16 protein-coding genes, 1 tRNA gene and 2 pseudogenes are annotated in these 19331 nt (G+C 56.8%); 8 read left to right on the top strand and 11 right to left on the bottom strand.

The window, feature by feature from the left end:
* Positions 1-1757: 1757 nt before the first annotated feature.
* A complete protein-coding gene (locus MUBE_RS11460) occupies positions 1758-2960 on the bottom strand; it encodes a PPE family protein (RefSeq protein WP_116540611.1) in 1203 nt (400 codons plus the stop codon).
* A gap of 1642 nt (positions 2961-4602) precedes the next feature.
* On the opposite strand from MUBE_RS11460, the gene MUBE_RS18285 reads away from it, so the two are divergent.
* The gene (locus tag MUBE_RS18285; protein ID WP_243633020.1) at positions 4603-4728 is read left to right on the top strand and encodes a cytochrome P450; all 126 of its coding nucleotides are present in this window, start codon (positions 4603-4605) and stop codon (positions 4726-4728) included.
* 18 nt (positions 4729-4746) lie between these two features.
* Positions 4747-5049: a cytochrome P450 gene (locus MUBE_RS18280; protein WP_243633019.1), complete on the top strand. Its 303-nt coding sequence runs from the start codon at positions 4747-4749 to the stop codon at positions 5047-5049.
* A 935-nt stretch (positions 5050-5984) separates the two neighbouring features.
* Here MUBE_RS18280 and MUBE_RS18275 read toward each other — a convergent pair.
* Both MUBE_RS18275 and MUBE_RS18270 read right to left on the bottom strand, forming a co-directional pair.
* Positions 5985-6230: a hypothetical protein gene (locus MUBE_RS18275; RefSeq protein ID WP_243633018.1), complete on the bottom strand. Its 246-nt coding sequence runs from the start codon at positions 6228-6230 to the stop codon at positions 5985-5987.
* A 150-nt stretch (positions 6231-6380) separates the two neighbouring features.
* Positions 6381-6617, bottom strand: coding sequence for a neutral/alkaline non-lysosomal ceramidase N-terminal domain-containing protein (locus tag MUBE_RS18270; protein WP_243633017.1), 237 nt, complete (start codon positions 6615-6617; stop codon positions 6381-6383).
* 1106 nt (positions 6618-7723) lie between these two features.
* Between MUBE_RS18270 and MUBE_RS11440 the strand changes: the two genes are divergently transcribed.
* On the top strand, positions 7724-7966 hold the full coding sequence (locus MUBE_RS11440; RefSeq protein WP_116540609.1) for a hypothetical protein: 243 nt from the start codon (positions 7724-7726) through the stop codon (positions 7964-7966).
* A 543-nt stretch (positions 7967-8509) separates the two neighbouring features.
* Here the strand turns inward: MUBE_RS11440 and MUBE_RS11435 are convergent.
* The 4 genes from MUBE_RS11435 to ponA2 all read right to left on the bottom strand — a co-directional run bounded on the left by MUBE_RS11435 (position 8510) and on the right by ponA2 (position 13270).
* Positions 8510-8583, bottom strand: a tRNA-Pro gene (locus MUBE_RS11435).
* A gap of 67 nt (positions 8584-8650) precedes the next feature.
* Positions 8651-9757, bottom strand: a complete 1107-nt coding sequence (gene cds1, locus MUBE_RS11430) for an L-cysteine desulfhydrase Cds1 (RefSeq protein WP_207801699.1) — start codon at positions 9755-9757, stop codon at positions 8651-8653.
* Positions 9754-10689, bottom strand: coding sequence for a metallophosphoesterase (locus MUBE_RS11425; RefSeq protein WP_243633022.1), 936 nt, complete (start codon positions 10687-10689; stop codon positions 9754-9756). Before MUBE_RS11425 ends, cds1 begins: the two co-directional genes overlap by 4 nt.
* Before the next feature lie 154 nt (positions 10690-10843).
* Positions 10844-13270, bottom strand: a complete 2427-nt coding sequence (gene ponA2 / locus MUBE_RS11420; protein WP_116540607.1) for a transglycosylase/D,D-transpeptidase PonA2 — start codon at positions 13268-13270, stop codon at positions 10844-10846.
* Between the two features lie 308 nt (positions 13271-13578).
* On the opposite strand from ponA2, the pseudogene MUBE_RS20460 reads away from it, so the two are divergent.
* Positions 13579-13673: pseudogene (locus MUBE_RS20460) on the top strand (WhiB family transcriptional regulator); the annotation flags it as partial.
* 116 nt (positions 13674-13789) lie between these two features.
* Here the strand turns inward: MUBE_RS20460 and bagB are convergent.
* Together bagB and bagA are read right to left on the bottom strand one after the other, a co-directional pair.
* Positions 13790-14896, bottom strand: a complete 1107-nt coding sequence (gene bagB / locus MUBE_RS11415) for an ArsA family ATPase (protein ID WP_116540617.1) — start codon at positions 14894-14896, stop codon at positions 13790-13792.
* A 35-nt stretch (positions 14897-14931) separates the two neighbouring features.
* Positions 14932-15954 carry an ATPase BagA gene (gene bagA, locus MUBE_RS11410; protein ID WP_243633021.1) on the bottom strand — a complete coding sequence of 341 codons (1023 nt, stop codon included), beginning with the start codon at positions 15952-15954 and terminating at the stop codon, positions 14932-14934.
* 123 nt (positions 15955-16077) lie between these two features.
* On the opposite strand from bagA, the gene MUBE_RS11405 reads away from it, so the two are divergent.
* The 3 genes and pseudogenes from MUBE_RS11405 to MUBE_RS11395 all read left to right on the top strand — a co-directional run bounded on the left by MUBE_RS11405 (position 16078) and on the right by MUBE_RS11395 (position 17193).
* On the top strand, positions 16078-16239 hold the full coding sequence (locus MUBE_RS11405) for a hypothetical protein (protein WP_116540615.1): 162 nt from the start codon (positions 16078-16080) through the stop codon (positions 16237-16239).
* A complete protein-coding gene (locus MUBE_RS11400; RefSeq protein ID WP_165849831.1) occupies positions 16236-16691 on the top strand; it encodes a RidA family protein in 456 nt (151 codons plus the stop codon). Before MUBE_RS11405 ends, MUBE_RS11400 begins: the two co-directional genes overlap by 4 nt.
* Before the next feature lie 5 nt (positions 16692-16696).
* Positions 16697-17193, top strand: a pseudogene (locus MUBE_RS11395) (hypothetical protein).
* A 95-nt stretch (positions 17194-17288) separates the two neighbouring features.
* Here the strand turns inward: MUBE_RS11395 and crp are convergent.
* Together crp and MUBE_RS11385 are read right to left on the bottom strand one after the other, a co-directional pair.
* Positions 17289-17963, bottom strand: coding sequence for a cAMP-activated global transcriptional regulator CRP (crp, locus tag MUBE_RS11390; protein WP_116540605.1), 675 nt, complete (start codon positions 17961-17963; stop codon positions 17289-17291).
* Between the two features lie 111 nt (positions 17964-18074).
* Positions 18075-18434 (bottom strand): hypothetical protein, encoded by a 360-nt coding sequence (locus MUBE_RS11385; RefSeq protein ID WP_116540604.1) that lies wholly within the window; start codon positions 18432-18434, stop codon positions 18075-18077.
* An 80-nt stretch (positions 18435-18514) separates the two neighbouring features.
* Between MUBE_RS11385 and nth the strand changes: the two genes are divergently transcribed.
* Positions 18515-19300 carry an endonuclease III gene (gene nth / locus MUBE_RS11380; RefSeq protein WP_116540603.1) on the top strand — a complete coding sequence of 262 codons (786 nt, stop codon included), beginning with the start codon at positions 18515-18517 and terminating at the stop codon, positions 19298-19300.
* Positions 19301-19331 lie beyond the last annotated feature (31 nt).

Raw genomic sequence — 19331 nt, 5'->3', positions numbered from 1 at the left:
GTTTGTAGAAGGAGCTTGCCGCTATGGCTGGTGTGTCGTGCTTGGCGGTGGGTTTGTGGTTGTTGCGGTACGCGACTGAGGAGATTGTGGGCCTGTTGGAATCTACATGTAAATGTAGATTGGGATACTGGCCGGGACTAGGTGTCTGGGATGTATCTGTGCGGGGGTTGGGGTAGCGACTCGCAGCACACTGTCTGGCGGGGGGTTGCGCTGGTCTTCATCAAAATGAGGTGAAGGCTAGCGCATGTACCGTAAGGGGCGACGGTCTTGCATCACGACATCACCATGGTCACACTGGCTAGACTCTCCCCAGATAAGAACAGACCAAAACCTCGCTTCAACACCACCAACCAACAACACAAAACAACACCACACTAGCGATAAGAAGATGGACGGCAATTCTGACAACAAAAGCATTTTGCCTGCTCCACTGTTGCGGTGGCTGATGCGCGTTCACCGTGAGTAGGACTGCTGTCTTTTCATTGATTTCACTGTTCAGTCCGTTGAGAAAGCGGCAAATCTTTTTATCGAAGCGCTAAAAATGCCAGCGAAGTAGTTGATGCGTTCTTTGTTCTCTACGACACAACAAGGCCTTCGAGCGATATCTCGATAGCGACCAGAGACGGAAACTTGGCGATAGGATATTAGATTATGGGCGAAAGTGCCAATAGTATGCCCGGTATTCGAGTAACCGGGAAGTTAATTCTGATCAGACTACCATAACGTGCTCACGCCGCGCATCCAGTCCTTGCTCGCATACTTTTGAACGTGGAAGATACTGTTTTTATGGACGAGATCTTTCAAGGCTGCCGTTTCGGTGCGTCGTGGGTCAACACATTTTCGACCTGAAGCACTGATGAGGCTTTGCCAAGGTCGCGGTGGTTGGTGCCCCCAAATGGGGGCAATAGTAAGTGAGGATAGCTGCGACCGTTTTGACTAACGGTGAGATGCTGCCATTTCGCCTCGATGAACCAACCTGAAGCATGGGAGTAGCTGCACGCATGAACGCGACCGAACAGGGCGTGACCCGGCCACGTTAGTCACGCCGGTGCGCGCGTTGGCATTGCCGGCCAGCCTCCGGCTTTTAGTCATGCTGTCATGCGCACTCGTGGCCAGTGACTCGAGAACCAAGGGTTGGAACAACAGCAATTTGAATAGTGCAGAATTAATATTCTTAGAATATAATTTAATATAATTTACGCAAAAGTGTTCCCCTATGCGGTGATATCGGTTAAGGTGACGACACAACACCGGGTGCTTTCCGGTTGGCGGACATTAGCCATTAGGATGGCGTCGCTCGGCAATCTAATCTCTTTAGGAGTTATGAGGGCTTATATTTGGCAGCGACTTCGTCGACCCCGCGCCTATCGCACCCGGTCACACCTGTGAATTCGTCGAGAGTGGTGTCAGCGTGTCCAGTGTAATAGCGGTGGTGAACTGGGTGGCCAGCCAGCTTGTTGGTGAGCCTTTTTGTGACGGCAAACCGGATATGCGATAGTCGCAATTGCGGCTATAGCTTCACCCTAGGTTGGGCTGGCATGGGTGCAGCCGCCCGTTGTCGAGACAACCACGCGAAACTGTCTTACATAGGCGGGCTGTTACTTGCGGTTCGCTAAGTTCGGTGCCTCGGTAGGAGTGTCGGGCCATGACCGACCTTTACGCAGCCACGCGGACAGCTGCTAATGGCATTTATTGTCATGTGTGATTTCTCCGGATCGGTCGGCGTGGATTGCTACGCGGACTGTGCGTGACTGTGGTCATCCTCCGGCCAGGGGACGTGACATCACGGTGACTTTTACCCCGTATCGGGGCACCACGTCGCCACGTCCCGCTCCCGACGATGACAGTCCGGGCAGTCCGGGCATGCCAGCTGTTGCTGTGTTGCTGGCATCCAGCGTGTTCAGCGGGGTGGCCTGGAATGTCTTGACATTAGTGGTCGTCGCTGGTGCGCTCCACGAGGTCGGCACAGACATCTGTCCGATCGAACCCGCGCTGCGGAAAGATGCGGACACCTCGCCTAGGCCTGCCCGCAGTCCAGCGCCGGTCGTCGTACGCTCAATGGAGCTCAGCGAGGCAATTACTGGGTTCCGTCCTTCTTCCAGAGACTTTCCCACTGCAGGAGTTGTGGTGCCCAAAAGGCCTAGATCTTTCTCGGATCCAATCACTCCAGTGCCCATCGAAAATAAATTTTGAGTCGCTGAAATTGTTGCGTATACAGCTAATATTCCATCGAGGATAGTGAAGTCATCAGCGAGGAAACTCGGGAAAGGTATTGCGTTAATGGCTTCACCTGCTGCGATGAATATGGGCGACAACTCAGGGGCAAAAGTTAGGAGGAACGTTCCGATCTCTATCAGGAGGTTGCCCAGCCAGTTGCCGTCGTTGGCAGCGGCCCGGGCGACCGCTGCGTTTTGAGCGAGCAGACCCTCGGGGTTGGTGTCTTGTTGCGGGGACGTGAACGGCGGCAGCATCGCCGAGGCAGCGGCCGAGGCAGCGGCGTAATAGGTCATCGCGGCGCTGTCCTGGGCCCACATCTCCTGGTAGGCGAGTTCCGTACTCGCGATCGCCGCGGTGTTCTGGCCGAAAAAGTTCGTTGCTATCAGGAAGACCAGCTGGGCGCGGTTGGTCGCGATCACTACCGGGGGCACCGTCATTGCGAAGGCGTTCTCAAATGCTGTAGCTGCCGTCATGGCCTGGATGGCCGTCTGCTTTGCCTGGGTAGCGGTTGTGGTTAGCCAGTGTGTGTAGGGAATGACTGCAGTACCCATCGCCGCTGCCGACGCACCTAGCCATTGCATACTGGTCAGGCTCGCTACCACCGATTCATAGGTCTCGGCTATGGAGTGCAAGTCAGCGGACAGCCCCTCCCAGATAACCGCGGAGGCTCGCATAGAACCCGATCCTGGCCCGGCGTACATCCGGGCGGAGTTCACTTCCGGCGGCAACATCGTGAAACTCATCGAAGTGCTCCATCTTAAACTTAATAGTTGTATAGACAGTGGTCGGCCGTGCAGGCCGTGTCAGCGCTGATCATCGCCGGCATCTGGTAGATTGGGTTAAGTATATTCTGTTTAGCGTGCGATATCGCACTGGTAGCTACGAGAGCAGTTTAGTAAGGTCGGGGTATCCTTAGTTCTGTTGTCAAACGTCTACTGCAAGGCTGATGTCCTGATACGATGCGGCGACACCCTACCAGCCGCTGATGACGCCTGGGCTTACAATCAAGTGCGCTGCGCCGTATTCAAGATCGGTGGTCGTCTTGCGATGTTTTCTGCCGCGTGCTTACCGGGTCGTCTACCCGGCCGATATTGCAACGCCACTAACGATCTTTCATTCTTCATCCTCCTAAGGTGATTTACGGGCCAAGCTACGGACCGACTACACATGCACGCGACAACATAACTTTTGAACACTCTAATCTTATAGAGAAGCAATATCTTACAGCGACTATAGATTGGTATAGTAGTAAAAGCTACCGAGTGTTTTAGATCAGGCAACTTGGTTCACCCACCGGTCGTGAACGATGGAGTATTGGAAGTGACTAAGGCTCATGTTCGCTGGCGTGACGGCCAGGTGTTGCGGATCACGCTAAGCATGGTGTTCAGTGGTGTCCTCGGTCACAATATCGGACTTGACTTTCTTATCTGACCGTGCGGATAGCTTTATGTCCAAGAGCCGCTAGCGGCCAGACCGAGTCAGCAGTCATTCGTATCTGTTGATTTAATAGTATAGAAAGGTCTTTGTCTTGACCCGTTAGAAACGCTGTTTTTCACTGTTATTGAAAGCGGATTATTTCTCTAGTTATTTTTGATGGAAGCCGTTGGTGTGGCATCATCCGTGCTTTGACGGAAGAGCGTACCAGATTGGTTGTCCTGCGCGCCGGACCTACCCGCCCTGCGCCTGTTTCGTCCGATGTTCACTGGGGCGTATGTCGTCACTTACCTGGTGAGTGGCGAAAGCCGGATGTTGCGGGTTAATTACGTCGGTCCGGACCGATCATGGCGATATCCATCCTCAGCCTCGACAATGTGGTGATCATGTCAGACCCGGAGCTGGCTAAGCAGGCTTCCACTGCTTCGGCAGATGTTCTGCGTAGGGGAGAAGGCGTGGGACCGTGGCGGCGATTTATGGGTCCGGGTCGATGTTTGTGTAGGAGAAGCCAGAGCATTTGCGGCGGCGCGAACTCTTGACGTCTACGTTGTGTTGCGCAGTTACGTGCCGGTCATGGAGAACTCCACCCGTCCGGTTATGCGGAGCTGACACGTTCGTTGATTGTCCGTTCGAGATGTTGCAGGCAGCGCGGTCGCTGATACTGGACGTGATCGTCACGGGTAATCTTTGGAGTTGATGATGCCGACGAGGTACAGTGATTGGGCCGGTCATTCAAATGTCTCTTGAATCTGGGTGTTTCAGAGTCATTGACCGTCCTCTACACGCTACGTCGCCTTGGTGTTTTGTGGGTATGGCTTCAGCGGAACCAAGCCAACAGGGAGATTGGCGACGTTGTCATGCCGCTAATCGGTTGGCGGCGAAACAACCTGCAACTTAATGAGCAATTCGACATTCTGTCGTTACTCCTGTGCTCACTTGGAGAATGCGGAGATGCAGTTGACAAACAGCGAAATTTACGACGATCTGATCGTCTTAATGCTGGACTGTCACGAAGCTACTGTTACCACTTTGTCCTGGGTGTTCGATTCTCTGTTGCACCATCCCGATGTACTGTGACGCGTGCAATTCGAAGACGTGAATGGTGACGAAGCCTTTACAACTGCGGTTATCGACGAGACTCTGCGGATACGTTCACCCGTATCCTTTATGGCACTTGTTGCTGTGCAACCGTTTCCCATGAGTGGTTCCTACGCCGATGCCGACACGTTAATGATCATCCATATCATGGATGTTAAACGCAACCTAGATACCCATCAGCATCCAAACAAGTTTCGCCCCGAGCGGTTCTTTGGCATCCGGTCGCATACTTACGCATGGATTCCGTTCAGCGGCGGACTGAAACGCTTTTGGGAGCGAGCTTTGACATGCGGGAGTTGATCACTGTACTGCGTTGTAGCGAATTTATCCTTGTCAAGGAAACGCTCGAAAAAATTGTGCGTCGCTAAAGCGTGCTAGCATGCCGATAGACCGAATATGTTGCCTGGTCACGGCCTCCGGCATCGAATCGATTGAGTTAATTGTGGCGGTCGTCATCTCGAGCCATCTTCCGCACCGATGGTCCGCCCCGTGACTCTCAGACAACTGTGAGTTCGTGACTCCTTACGGCGAATACTTGCCGCTTGCCATCACGGTTGCGTGTGGTCTCTTGATGGACGATGGGATATTGCCCAGGCGTGGCCTCGTCGGGACTCTCTCCGCGGATGGTGACGTGCGACCCAGCACGTCCTTGCCGCTGCCATCGAAAGCTCGTCGATCAATCACCATCGTCAGCGATTCACACCCAACTCGCGTCCTCTTGACGTACCGTTTTGAGGTAGCTTACCGTGTTATGCCGCAGATCGTTATTTGGCAACGTGGAGCCAGATGCTGTCACTATCATCCCACTGACCCAGCAGATTTCAGACGGCTAAGTGATGACAGGTGCTATACTGACTGTTATCAGCTGGGCTTCTCACACCAACTCAGTGGTTTATAGAGTAGCAGCCGGTCGTCGGATAACGTCAGGTAGCTGTTTCGCATTTCCTTGGACAATACAACCACGGTTTGTATGAGGGCTGACATCTCTCATCGACCAAACAGCATGCTGTCACCTTCGTAGCGTTGCTCAAGAGATATTCTTCAGGTGTTATTGCATGCGTTGCTATAGCCCACGTTTGGCCAATCCGCATAAAATGAATAGGCACGACCTCCTGGGCAAGGTGATGTACCCAATTCAGTAGGAGTACGGTACATGCCCTTGAGAGCATGTACCGTAAGCACTCGATGTAGCCAACCGGTAGATGGTATTAGAGATTTTGTCCCCGAACAGGTTTCTATCTTTGATAGAGGCCGTCGAACCCCGGGTTATCATCGACGTCCGCGATGGTCGCGGTGGCAATCATTGAGCGCCCGGTACAGTGCGGTTGGCCGTCGGGGGTATGTTCACCGTGAACGAGAACGTAACTGAAATTGACATAAGTGAACCGGGTATCAACATCAGTACCGATGGTTGTCGCGCTGCCCAACTGCTTGATAGCATCCTCGAACCGGCGCAATCCCACGCGGTGCGTGCTCTCCATTTCATGGTTGGGGCTAGCGATAAAGGTGATGCGCGGGTTAATGTCGCCGGGGGTGGTCTGCGCGTAAGGCCGCGATTAAATCGGGCTGACCGGCAAGTATAATGCCTGCCGCCCACGGCGAAGAAATGGGTAGTGCCCACAATGCGGTCGTTACGACCGATACCAAACCAGTGTGCTGTGTGGATCGATGCGGTTTGGGAAAACAGCCCTATTGCTCGCCGGGGTACGGTTGAATGAAGCTGGGAAACCGTTGATGCGCGTTTTGTGCAGCTCTCCGTGCGACAATATTATCTTAGCGGGTGCCATGTCGTGGTGCGCATGTCCCACCGATTCGACGATTCCGTCGACGATCGCAGCGAATGTCACCAGCTTAAAGCCGCTTGTCATCAGGTTGTACAGTCGCTCTTCGCAGTCCCCACTGGTCCCAGAGTGGGTATACGTCGTCGTTTTCAGCGTGTTCTACGCAGAGAATAGGCGCCGCCGTATAGGTCGACTAACCGGTGCAGCACCTCGTCAGTCGCATTTTGCATGGGCAGCAGTAGGTTGGCAACAACCAGTAGTAACCGGGCATGCTCATCGTCGAAGATGAACGCTCATGACCGAAGTTGAAAGCGGATACCGGCAGTGCGCTGATCAGACTTGCTGTAGTCGAGCAGGCCACAGCCCGCTGGCTCACCGGTAATGTAGGCGGTACCGCGGCCCACATTAAAGCGTGGCCTAGCCTGCTCCCAGCAGTAATAAAATCGGCGGGCTTACTCCCTGCTTCAGGATACAGAAAAACACTCTATCCGCCGAGATTGAGTCGGTGTTCATCATGCAGACTACCGGCACAGCTCAACAATTTTGGCGCTATGGCTTAGCCAGTGCAGCAGACTTGATAGCCCAGGAAAGGTCTTTTTTAGGAACTCACAGTGTGGAATCCGTCATGCATATTTCTACGCTAGTATTGTGGATCACCAAGTAGATCTGGGGACAGAGGGAAGCCGTGAAGATCGTCGATATTGGTGGCACTGGGGTTCTCGGGCATAAGTGGTCCACAAACTGTGCGACCACGGCAATGAGGTGATGGCGGTGTCGCTCAGCATTGCGGTCAGAATACTATACCCGGGTATGCTTTGTTGAAGCTCTGACTGGAACCGACGTGATTGGCGCCGTGTCTAAACTCGCTTTCATGCGACGACGGTCCGGTGATGGAGTTCTTCACAAACTGATGGCTAATTTTGTGGCTGCTGTGCAGGCGGCCGGTGTCGGAAATTATGTTGTGGTGTCAATAATTGGTGCCGACCAATTACCTAGAAACGGCCACTTGCGGGCGAAGGTCGCCTAAGAGAAGCTCATCGAAGAATCGGAAATTCCATTTTCGATTTTGCAGGTTGACGGTGGAATTCATCGATGCGATCACAGCATCGCTCACGGTCGGTAGTGAAGTGTAGGTACCGGACGCGCTGATCAAGTCCATTGTCGCCGTCGAACTCGCGGTTGAGGTCGCCCGGGTGATAGCAAACGAACCGGTGAACGGCATCGAGAATGTCAGTGAGCTCAAGAAGATTTCGTTCGAGCAGATGGCCCGTGAAGTCCTGGCCCGGCAAGGCAAAGCCAAGATCGTCGTCGTCGACCCCCGAAGCAGCTTACTTTGGGACCCCGCTTTCCGTGAACAGCATGGTTACCATATGGGCGTGCCTGCTTGCGCCAGTCGAGCCGGCGGTCATAGGCGTGATGAGCAGTCGCGTTCATAGACGGTTAGCTGAACGAGCCAGAATCCTTCTGCCGGGACGTATCTCGTTTTTGTGTGCGGCTCCAGAAGGAGGTCAGCAATGGCGTGTCGCGGTAGTTATCAGGCTTCCAGTGCTGCGCAGGCCGAGGAGGTGATGTCCGGTTAGGCGCTACCAGCGGACTTTGATTCCTCAGCGGATTCAGCGAACCAGATCATTCTGTCCTTTGTGGTTTGTATCGGAGACAATCCGTAGGTTTTGAATACTCTTCAGCCACAAACGTCGCGGTCTCCGCGATCATGCCCGTGTTGTTGCTGTGGCGAGTTGGTGTTACACTTAACCGCGCGCTCACCAGCACGACTGTGGTCTCCAGAGCTTCGCGGTAGGACTCGAGCAGGGTTTGCAGCATGCCTAGTTTACTGGGTCGGGATTCGCAGCTCTTACTAGACGGTTGCTACCTCCCAAGGATCGCTAGCAACACTGTACTCAACTTATCTAATGGTTGCAGTCGGTGCAACGGATTGGCTGGGAAAACTACCAGGATCTCTTACAGCCAGGCTCTTTGAGTCGGGGTGGCGGGATTTGAACCCACGGCCTCTTCGTCCCGAACGAAGCGCGCTACCAAGCTGCGCTACACCCCGCCTGAAGCCACGACAGCCTATCGCACCGGCCACCCGACTAGCCAAACGGTGCTTTGGACAATGCGAGTCAGTTCCAACAGCACGAGCGTTCAAACTCCACCAGCGCCTTGGCAGGCCCGTTGAGATCAAGTCCCTGGGTGCTGACCCAGTCGTCGTTAAAGTAAGTGTCGACGTAGCGGTCGCCACTGTCGGCGAGCAGAGTGACCACCGAACCGCTGTGACCTGCGGCTACCATCTCGGCGAGCAGACCGAACGCTCCCCACAGGTTGGTACCCGTCGACGGCCCGACCCGGCGACCGAGTACGGTGCTGGTGTGGCGAGCGGCGGCGATCGACGCCGCGTCGGGAACCGCAACCATGCGGTCGACCACCTCGGGTAGGAATGATGGCTCAACTCGTGGTCGCCCGATACCTTCGATGCGGGACGACGCAGGCATAACGATATCATACCGGGCTTCGGCGTAGGCGGGAAAGAACGCGGAGTTCTCGGGGTCGACAACGCACAACTGGGTCTCGTGTCGCCGGTAGCGGATATAGCGGCCGATCGTCGCGCTGGTTCCGCCAGTGCCCGCGCCGACCACAATCCATTCCGGGATAGGGTGTTTTTCTTCGCGCATTTGCATGTAGATCGATTCGGCGATGTTGTTGTTGCCTCGCCAGTCGGTCGCGCGCTCGGCGTTGGTGAACTGGTCTAGATAATGTCCGCCGATCTCCTGCGCGACACGCTGAGCCTCAGCGTAGACTTGGCTTGAGTTATTCACGAAATGGCAACGGCCTCCCTGTGATTCGATGAGTTCTATCTTAGATACACTTGTTGTAGCCGGCATCACAGCGATGAACGGCAGACCTAGCAATGCCGCGAAGTAGGCTTCGGAGACCGCCGTCGAACCCGACGATGCCTCCACCACTGTGGTACCTTCGTTGATCCACCCGTTGCACAGCGCATAGAGGAACAACGAGCGTGCCAGCCGATGTTTGAGGCTGCCGGTGATATGGGTCGTCTCGTCTTTTAAATATAAATCGACGTCGACATCGGTGCACCAGGACGACGGCAGCGGGTACCGCAGCAAGTGGGTGTCAGCGCTGCGTCGGGCGTCGGCCTCGATCAGCCTGATTGCATTGTCGGTCCAGTTTCGTGGCAGACTGCGGACTGCGATCTCGGTGAGCTCGTTCAACGCACTACAGCCGTTGGTTGCGAATCGCCAAGATTCTTGCTATAATCTCGGCCTTCCGTTGGGGTGGCGATTAACGTCAGCAGGATTGCTTCGGGTCGGCAGTAGAATCGCACCGGTGCAAACGGTGAGGTGCCTAGCCCCGCCGAGACATGCAACCACATATCCGCACCCCAGTGTGACAGCCCCTTCGCCCGAGACCGTTCCAGGCCACAGTTGGTCGCCAGGGCTCCGTAGAACGGTAGGCGCAATTGACCACCGTGGGTGTGGCCGGCCATCACTAACTGATAGCCGTCGGCAGCGAAGCGGTCCAGCACTCGAGGTTCCGGCGAATGGGTCAACCCCAGCCGCAGGTTCGCGGCTGGGTTGGTTGGTCCCGCGATCGTGTCGTACCGGTCTCGGCCGATGTGCGGGTCGTCCACTCCTGCGGCGGTAATATGCAATCCAGCCACTTCGAACTCGCGGCGGGTGTGGGTCAGGTCGAGCCAGCCGCGTTCGGTGAATGCTGCCCGCAGATCCTGCCAGGGCAACGGTTCACCACGGACTCGGTGTGTTGGGTTGGTTAGGTAGTTCACCGGATTTTTTAGGCGTGGCCCGAAGTAGTCATTGCTGCCAAACACAAAGACACCCGGGCGGGACAGCAGATCACCTAGGGTTTGGATGACCGCGGGTACCGCCTTGGGATGCGCCAGGTTGTCGCCGGTGTTGACCACTAGGTCGGGCTCCCAGGCGGCCAGATCACGGAGCCAGGCTTGTTTGCGACGCTGATGGGGCAGCATATGGATATCGCTGATATGCATTACTCGCAGTGGTGTGGAACCTGGCGTCAAGACCGGGATGGTCAGCTCATGCAGGACGAACGCGTTGCGCTCGACGAGCGAGGCATACCCGATTCCTACGGCAGTGGAGCCGAACACAACGGCACCAGTGCGGATCAGAATGAGCCACGCTCGGCGACCCTTAACTTTCGATCGGACCGCAGGACAGGTGAGAAACGGGGTAGTCGGGCGCGCGTTATCCATGCAAGTAGCCTACTGCCGGTCGCGGACCAACAACGCAATTCCGGTGGTAAAGTGCCTTTTTAAGGGTTTATGGGGGTGGCGGGGGTGCTAGTAGCGGAATGGTGATCGGTGGCAGGCCAGGAATCTCGATGATCTGCGATGACCCGACCGGGGGCGGCATCGGTGGGCTGCTCTCTGGCGGCGGCGGCGGCGGAGCTGGCGGGATGCCGTTGCTGGTTTGAATTGTGATGATCGAACCTGGAATTGTTTGGCCGCTGGGTGTGGTGCCGATTACCTCGTTGAGCCTGGCGGTGCTGTTAACCCAAGTAGGCTGATCGGCAACTTGGAAGCCCGCTCCCTTCAAGCGCTGGCGTGCCGCGTCCAGATCCAATCCTACCACGTTTGGAACCCGTGAACCGGGGGAGCCGTCGACATAGCGCGGATCGGTTGGTGGCAAGCGCACCTCACCAAACTTGGTGGCGATTGGCTTCATCGCGGTGAACCAGGTGCGGGCTGGCTCGTTACCGCCGTATAAGTCACCGTCACTGCAGTGGCGTAGCGGACCGGAGCATAGATCCGTTGGCGAGGTGGAGTCGTCGTAGATATAGTTAGCCGCTGCGTAGTGGTTGGTGAAGCCCACGAAGCCGGAGGATCGGTGGGCTTCTGTGGTGCCCGTCTTGCCTGACATGAGTAGATCCCAGCCTGTTGCCCCGGCCGAACTCGCCGCGGTGCCGCTGCCCACTGCGTCTTTGCTCATCGCGTTGGCTAGCGTGTTGGCCAAGCCCTCGGGCACCACTCGATCACAGGCCTCGGTAGTCATAGTGACTTCGTTGCCGTGACGGTCCAACAGTTTGTCAATTGGATTCGGCGGGCACCACACTCCGCCCGATGCCAGCGTCGCCGCGACATTTGATAGCTCCAGCGCGTTGACCTCGATCGGGCCCAGGGTGAACGAGCCGATGTTCTGCCGTTTGACGAAGTCCGCCAGGCTTTCGTTGCTGTCCGGGTTGTAGTCGCGGGCGGTGCCGGGGTTTGCATAGGACCGCAATCCGAGTTTGATCGCCATGTCTACCGTGCGCGCCACCCCGACTTGCTGGATCAGCTTGGCGAACGCGGTGTTAGGCGAGGTGGCCAGCGCATCGGTGACGTTCATCGACCCTCGGTAGTTACCGGCGTTGATCACGCACCACGTTTCTTTAGGGCACCCTTTAGCCCCGCCACTTCCCATGCCTTTGGCCTGGAACCGGCTCGGGACCTCGAGGGTGGCGTTGATGCCCATTCCCATGTCCAGCGCGGCGGCAGTGGTGAAGATCTTGAAGACAGATCCTGCACCGTCGCCAACTAAGGAGAATGGCTGTGGGCGCATGGTTTCGCCAGCATCGGTGTCCAGCCCGTATCTGCGGTTGCTAGCCATCGCAATCACGCGGTGGGAATCCTTGTTTGGCGTGATGACGCTCATCACGCTGGAGATGCCTGCCAGGTTTGGGCTGGCGAACTTGTCGATGGCCGCTTTGACAGGGGCCTGGACCTCCGGGTCAAGCGTGGTGCGGATGAGGTAGCCGCCCTTGGCCAGCTGATCCTTGCTTATCCCAGCCCGCGATAAATATTCTTGAGCATAGTCGCAGAAGAATGCTCGATCGCCTGCTGCGATGCAGCCTTGAGGTAGTTCATTGGGCTGCGGCAATATCCCCAGTGGCTCGGACTTAGCGGCGCGTAATGCGTTGGCATCTTGCGGCAGGTTTTCGATCATGGTGTCCAACACCAAGTTTCGTCGGGCCAACGCACCTTCAGGATTGGTATACGGGTTGAGCGTACTGGTCGATTGTACCATGCCCGCCAGCAATGCTGCCTGTTGCCAATCTAGGTCGGATGCGTTGACACCGAAGTAGGTCTGCGCTGCATCTTGTACACCGAACGAATTGTTGCCGAACGACAACAGGTTCAAGTAGCGGGTCAGGATCTCAGGTTTGGTGAATGTTTTGTCCAGCTTGAGCGCCATTCGGATCTCGCGTAGCTTACGTGCCGGGGTGGTTTCAACGGCCGCACGTTTTTCGGTGTCGGTTTGGGCGTTTACCAGCAGCTGGTAGTTCTTCACGTACTGCTGTTCGATCGTCGAACCGCCGCGAGTGTCCATGTCGCCGGACGCGTAGCCGGCCAGTCCGGTCAAGGTGCCTTTCCAGTCAACACCGTTGTGGTCGGCAAAGCGCTTGTCCTCGATGGAAACTATGGCCAGCTTCATGGTATCGGCGATCTTGTCGGTGGGTACCTCGAATCGGCGTTGCGCGTACAGCCACGCTATAATGTTTCCCTTCGCGTCGACCATCGTTGATACCGCGGGAACTTCGCCTTCAAGAAGTTGCGCTGATCCGTTGACGGCCACTTCTGAGGCGCGGTTAGACATCAGTCCCAGTCCGCCTGCCAACGGGAACATCATTGCGGTAGCGACGACGCCGGCCAGCAGACAACACCCCGCAAGCTTGAAGACTACGAGGGTGGTTGAGGTGCGTTCCGACATGCGTACTACACTAGTCTTCCCAGTATGCGTGGCGACATGCGGCGAAGCCGTCTAGAAACTCTAGCGACTGACGATTCAGTGACTTTGTCGAGACCTAGCACTGAGTATTTACGTTCTCGCCACTGGCCAGCCGCCTAAACGGGCGTGTGAGGGCATTTCCATATTCCATGATCATGGTGGGACGGCACGTGTGTCCCTAAAAGTCGTTATCAGGCCGTCGCGCAATTGGCTCCCGACTTAGATATCCGGTAAAGTGTGGATAATAGCAATAAGGTTTTGTCCGGACCTCTAAAGCGCTGTGCAGGGCAATGGGTCCGGATGCGCTTTTCGTCCGGAGTGTTGCCCAACGTAAAGCTGCGGTGATCTATCGTTATTGTCCAGCATTCAGGAGTGTGGCGCGGACGAATAGGGCAATAGAATACGGTCAAGCCGAGTTCGGTGTTTAAGGATACATGACCAAGCGCTAGCGTTGGGCACTTCACTCATTATTATACTTTCTTCTTACGACTGCCCGGCTCCTCAGCGAGCCACAGTGATCTGATCGGCGAGCGTGTGCAGCGCCTCTAGGTCCGAGACGTCGAACGGTAGTGAGGGTACTCCGATGACCGGTACGTGGGGGTTAGCTCCGGTGAAGCGAGATAGCAACCGGATTTCACGCTTGGTGGTCTGCCCGCGATCAGCATGAATCCTCAGCACCGCTGCCGCCAATGACGCGGCCGCCGAATCGATGATCTCAGCTCGAAGCGTCTCGCTTGCATCGATTGCCCGCTCCACCGATAACGCGCACAACATCGGGTGGGTGCGATTTAGCACCAGCCCGGCCAGTGGCATGTTTTCCCGTGATAACCGATCGACGAAGAAAGACGCTTCGCGCAGTGCATCGGATTCGGCCGTTGATACCACCACGAACTGGGTGCTGCGCCGCTTCAACAGCGCGTAGGTGCGATCCGCTTTTTCGCGAAAACCGCCGAATGTGGTATCCAACGATTGCACGAAAGCTGCTGCGTCGGCTAACATCTGTGAACCGAGTACAGTGGACAAGGCCCTCATCGCCAATCCCATGGCGCCGGTTACCAGCCGCCCAATACCTCGTCCGGGAGTGAGTAACAGCCTCGACAGCCGGCTATCCATAAAGCTGCCTAACCTTTTTGGCGAGTCCAGGAAATCCAGTGCGTTGCGTGACGGTGGGGTGTCCACCACCACCAGGTCCCAGCGGTCCTGGCTGAGTAGCTGGCCGAGTTTCTCCATCGCCATGTATTCCTGCGTGCCAGCAAGCGAAGTAGCAACTGTCTGGTAAAATTGATTATTCAGAATAGCTTGTGCCCGCTCCGGTCCGGAATATTGGACCACCATTTCGTCGAATGTGCGGCGCATATCAAGCATCATCGCGTGCAACTCGCCAGGAACTTCGGGTGCCAGTGGTACCCGCTGTGGGGTGTTGCCGAGATCGTTGATTCCCAACGTTTGTGCTAGCCGCTTGGCTGGGTCTATCGTCAAAACGACTACACTGCGGCCATATTCGGCAGCCCGCAATGCCATCGCGGCTGCAGTGGTCGTTTTGCCTACGCCCCCGGCGCCACAACACACCACCACTCGATTAGAGGTGTCGGCCAAAATCGTTGCCATGTCGAGGGTCAATGGCTTCTGGGCAGTGATGCTAGTCACCGAACACCCTGTTGCGCAAGGAACTCAGAGAGCTCGTAGAGGCTACCGAGGTCGACACCACCGGAGATTGCCGGTAATTCTAATCGTGACACCTGCAAGGCATCGAGTTGCTGAGCTGCCTCGGCGCGCGTGGTGATTAGCGTAGCATACTGAATTGTCTCGGTAAGTAAGCCGGCGAAGTCGGCGTCGTTAAGTTTGATTCCGGCCATCGCTAAACCCTCCCGTACCGCGTCTGCATCGACATCGCCCCCGGCCTCCTTTGTAAGGTCGTGGGGCCCTAGGTGGCACGGAATATTTCGGTTCACGATCACGCTGCCGATCGGGAGCTCCATGTCGGCAAGCTCCTTAATGGCTTCCAGTGTTTCCTGCACCGGCAACGCCTCTAGCAGGGTGACCAGATGAATAGCTGTCTGGCCGGAGTGTAACAACTTCACTACGCCCTGGCTCTGTGAATGCACTGGCCCGCCCTTGGCCAAATCGGACACCGCTTTGGTGACATCCAGGAAACGCGCGATGCGGCCGGTCGGCGGAGCGTCGACGACTATCGCGTCATAGACCGGATTCTTGGTCCCTTTGTTTATGCGCACCGCCGACTCTTTGATCTTGCCGGTGAGCAGCACGTCGCGCAGGCCGGGTGCGATCGTTGTTGCGAACTCGATCGCACCGATGCGGCACATGGCTCGTCCGGCAAGGCCCAGGTTGTAGAACATGTCGAGATATTGCAAGAACGCGGCCTCGATGTCGATAGCCAAAGCGTTGACCTGTCCGCCGCCCTCAGCGGTTGCGATCTTTAGCTCTTGGTGTGGCAGTGGTGGGACATCGAAGAGTTGTGCAATCCCTTGACGCCCTTCGACTTCGATGAGAAGGACTTTGCGGCCTCCTGCCGCCAGAGTCAGTGCCAAAGCGGCCGCTACCGTCGACTTTCCGGTACCGCCTTTGCCTGTCACAAAGTGCAAACGCGCCTTAGACAAGCGGGCAGGCCAGCCGACGGAACTACCGCCGTTAGAGGTGGGTGCCACTACCGCATGGTAACCCGAGCGTTTTGCGTTACTCGGAAAGTGGGTAGGGACTTCCAACACGGGTTCGTAGCTGGCCACCGGGCTGACCAGAGCTGTTGAAATCTGATAGATAGACTTAACACTGTGAGCCAACCGACCGCTTGGGAGTACGTCACGGTTCCGTTGTTGACGCATGCCACCAAACAAATCCTCGACCAGTGGGGTGCTGATCGCTGGGAGTTGGTGGCGGTGCTGCCCGGCCCCACGGGAGAGCAGCATGTCGCATATTTGAAGCGTCCGAAGTGAGCGTTTTGGCCCGGCTCAAGCAACTAGGTATTGAGCTTCCCCAAGTGGTGGTGCCGCTGGCTTCCTATGTTCCGGCGGTGCGCACCGGCAACTTGGTATATACCTCGGGCCAGCTACCGATCGAGGATGGACAACTGGCGCGGACCGGCAAAGTAGGTGCCGATGTCAGCCCAGACGAGGGCAAGGCGCTAGCGCGGTTCTGCGCTCTCAATGCGCTGGCGGCATTGAATTCCTTGGTGGGGATCGACTCGGTGATCCGGGTGGTTAAAATCGTTGGGTTCGTAGCCTCTGCGCCGGGCTTCAACGGCCAGCCGAGCATCATAAACGGAGCATCCGACTTGTGCGCCGAAGTATTTGGCGATAAAGGGAAGCATGCGCGTTCGGCAGTCGGCGTGGCAGAGCTACCGCTTAATGCGCCAGTGGAAGTCGAGTTAATCGTGGAAGTTGGCTAGCTTCCTTGGTCGAGATTACCGAGCTGCTGGTTCCTCCCGCGTATCATCAGCTATGGACGGTCACCGACGCGGCGTTGGTTCTGTTGGTGTACAACCCCGGTTTGCCGACGTTGGAGGGCGCCGACACCTGGGTGCTGCATGGTCCGGGCAGTGATGAGTTTATGAACTGTGGATCCCAAGCTCGACGATGAGCACATCGCACGGGTGGCCGCGCTGGGCCGCGGTACCACCATGGTCAAGTCTGACCACGGCAGCTTGGAAGAACTAACTGGAATCACTGCACCGGCTACGCGGTCTGGGCCGGTGCAAGGTCCTGTCTAGCAGGGGGCTGGACTTGGCCAACTTCGCATAGGTCGCGTCGGGATGCCTGGTGTACCGGCTGGAGCAGGTGCGCGTCGCGTTACGGGATCCTGGTGACGACGTGACCGCACGGCAGGCTGTCCAACATGTCTATGTCGACATCGACGAGAAGCTCTGGTATGGGGTCGATAGGGCCCGTTAAAAACACAACTGGGATGTCTGCGCTACTGAAACTGTAGTTGGCGCGAGAAAGTGTGAGTAGAAACCGCGCTAACTACAGGCTCGGTGTAAGGGCACTTATCTTGCTCGGCGGGCTAGGCGTTCAGAGTCGGAGATCAGTACGCTTTTGCCCTCCAGGCGAATCCAGCCGCGGTGGGCGAAATCGGCCAGCGCCTTATTTACTGTCTCCCGAGAAGCGCCCACCAATTGAGCGATCTCCTCTTGTGTCAGGTCGTGGGTGACTCGCATCGCGCCGCCTTCCTGGGTGCCGAAACGCTGGGCGAGCTGCAGCAGCTGCTTGGCTACTCGACCGGGCACGTCAGTGAAGATGAGGTCGGCCAGATTGTTGTTGGTCCGCCGCAGCCGTCGGGCCAGCACCCGCAATAGCTGTTCGGCGATTCCTGGGCGATCGGCGATCCATGCCCTCAACGCATCGCGATCCATCGACACCGCCCGGACTTCGGTTATCGTGGTCGCGCTGGATGTTCGTGGCCCTGGGTCGAAGATTGACAACTCGCCGAACATGTCCGACGGGCCCATAATCGTGAGCAGGTTCTCCCGGCCGTCTGGCGAACGGCGACCGATCTTGACTTTACCTGAGACGATGATGTACAGCCGATCTCCTGGCTCACCTTCAGCGAAAACCGTATGTCCACGGGGGAAGTCGACAGGTTGGAGTTGCTTGGTCAGCGCGGTAACGGCGCTGGGTTCCACCCCTTGGAAGATTCCTGCCCTTGCCAGGATCTCGTCCACTTTGCCCCTTTAGCTTTCCTGCGATGTGATATGGGTAGGCTAACCGCAAGTTTGCCTCTGTATTCGCTGACGAACCTAGAGGCTAGGGCCAACAGGTTCAATTTGCCAACGCTACACACGATTGACGTGTTGGGTTGCGTCAAACTGCAGACTGACCCGCGCATGCCTATGTAGTGGCGCGGGCAAGTTGGTATCAGCGGGATCGTCCAACTCGCCTAACAGGAACAGCGGGGAATCGTGGAGTCGTTCGGCCTGGCGCTTACAGAGGTATACCATCGCCTTCGCCATGCCTTCCCGGGCCAAGGTGTCTACATCCACAGCTTCGGCGTGTTCAAGAAACTCGGCGACGTCGATAACGCTTACGGTGTCCTGGGCCAGCTCCTTCTCCAGCTGCCCCAATCCAAGCGTTGCGATTATCAGCAGCCCCGGCACACCAGCCACCAGCAACCATGACACAAGGAGAGTAAACATGGCCAACGTCTCAGTGGTATTACGAAATCAGTACTCTGTCGTAGGTGACAGCGGCAAAGTCGTCCGGGCGTGCTAAATCAATGCCCCCTCCACCTACGCCCAGCGTTGACGTGTCCCGGCGCTGGATCGGGGAAACCAGGTTGGGTTTGGTGCGACGGGCGCGACGGATGAATCGTATACTTGCGCAAGTGTTTCCACGCGTGTACTGCGAATTGGATTTCACGTCACCACTCGAGTTGACGGTAGCCGCCATTCTTTCGGCGCAGAGCACCGATAAGCGGGTGAATTTGACGACGCCAGCTGTGTTCGCGCGGTACTCGGCTGCGCTGGATTATGCGCAAGCGAATCGCGCTGAGTTAGAAAACCTCATACGTCCCGTAGGCTTCTTCCGCAACAAGGCGGCTGCGCTCATCGGACTCGGGCAAGCCCTAGTCGAGCGGTTCGATGGCGAGGTGCCCTCGACCATGGCGGAGCTAGTGACGTTACCCGGTTTGGGACGCAAGACCGCCAACGTCATTCTGGGAAACGCATTCGGTGTCCCCGGAATCACCGTCGACACGCATTTTGGACGATTGGTGCGGCGGTGGCGTTGGACGGCCGAAGAGGATCCGGTCAAGGTGGAACATGCGGTTGGTCCACTGATTGAACGCGATCAGTGGACCCTGCTGAGCCACCGAGTGATTTTCCACGGCCGTCGGGTGTGCCATGCGCGCAAACCGGCATGCGGTGTTTGCGTGCTTGCCAAGGACTGTCCCTCCTTTGGGCTCGGTCCCACTCAACTGCTGCTGGCCGCGCCCCTGGTTCAAGGCCCGGAAACCGCGCACTTGCTGGCTCTGGCTGGGCTACAAGTCAAGGCTGAGAGATAACGACCATTCAGCTCCACTTTGTTGGGACCGC

Origin of the sequence: Mycobacterium uberis (assembly GCF_003408705.1) — a bacterium.
In the GTDB taxonomy this organism is placed as follows: domain Bacteria; phylum Actinomycetota; class Actinomycetes; order Mycobacteriales; family Mycobacteriaceae; genus Mycobacterium; species Mycobacterium uberis.
The sequence above is the reverse complement of the archived record's forward strand: the minus strand, read 5'-3'. Positions and strand labels throughout refer to the sequence as shown.

Bases quoted from the DNA above. Each gene is read 5' to 3' on its own strand.
- MUBE_RS11460 (WP_116540611.1), bottom strand. From the start codon at position 2,960: ATGAGTTTCACGATGTTGCCGCCGGAAGTGAACTCCGCCCGGATGTAC.
- MUBE_RS18285 (WP_243633020.1), top strand. From the start codon at position 4,603: ATGCAGTTGACAAACAGCGAAATTTACGACGATCTGATCGTCTTAATG.
- MUBE_RS18275 (WP_243633018.1), bottom strand. From the start codon at position 6,230: ATGGAGAGCACGCACCGCGTGGGATTGCGCCGGTTCGAGGATGCTATC.
- MUBE_RS18270 (WP_243633017.1), bottom strand. From the start codon at position 6,617: ATGACAAGCGGCTTTAAGCTGGTGACATTCGCTGCGATCGTCGACGGA.
- ponA2 (WP_116540607.1), bottom strand. From the start codon at position 13,270: ATGTCGGAACGCACCTCAACCACCCTCGTAGTCTTCAAGCTTGCGGGG.
- bagB (WP_116540617.1), bottom strand. From the start codon at position 14,896: ATGGCAACGATTTTGGCCGACACCTCTAATCGAGTGGTGGTGTGTTGT.
- MUBE_RS11385 (WP_116540604.1), bottom strand. From the start codon at position 18,434: ATGTTTACTCTCCTTGTGTCATGGTTGCTGGTGGCTGGTGTGCCGGGG.
- nth (WP_116540603.1), top strand. From the start codon at position 18,515: ATGCCCCCTCCACCTACGCCCAGCGTTGACGTGTCCCGGCGCTGGATC.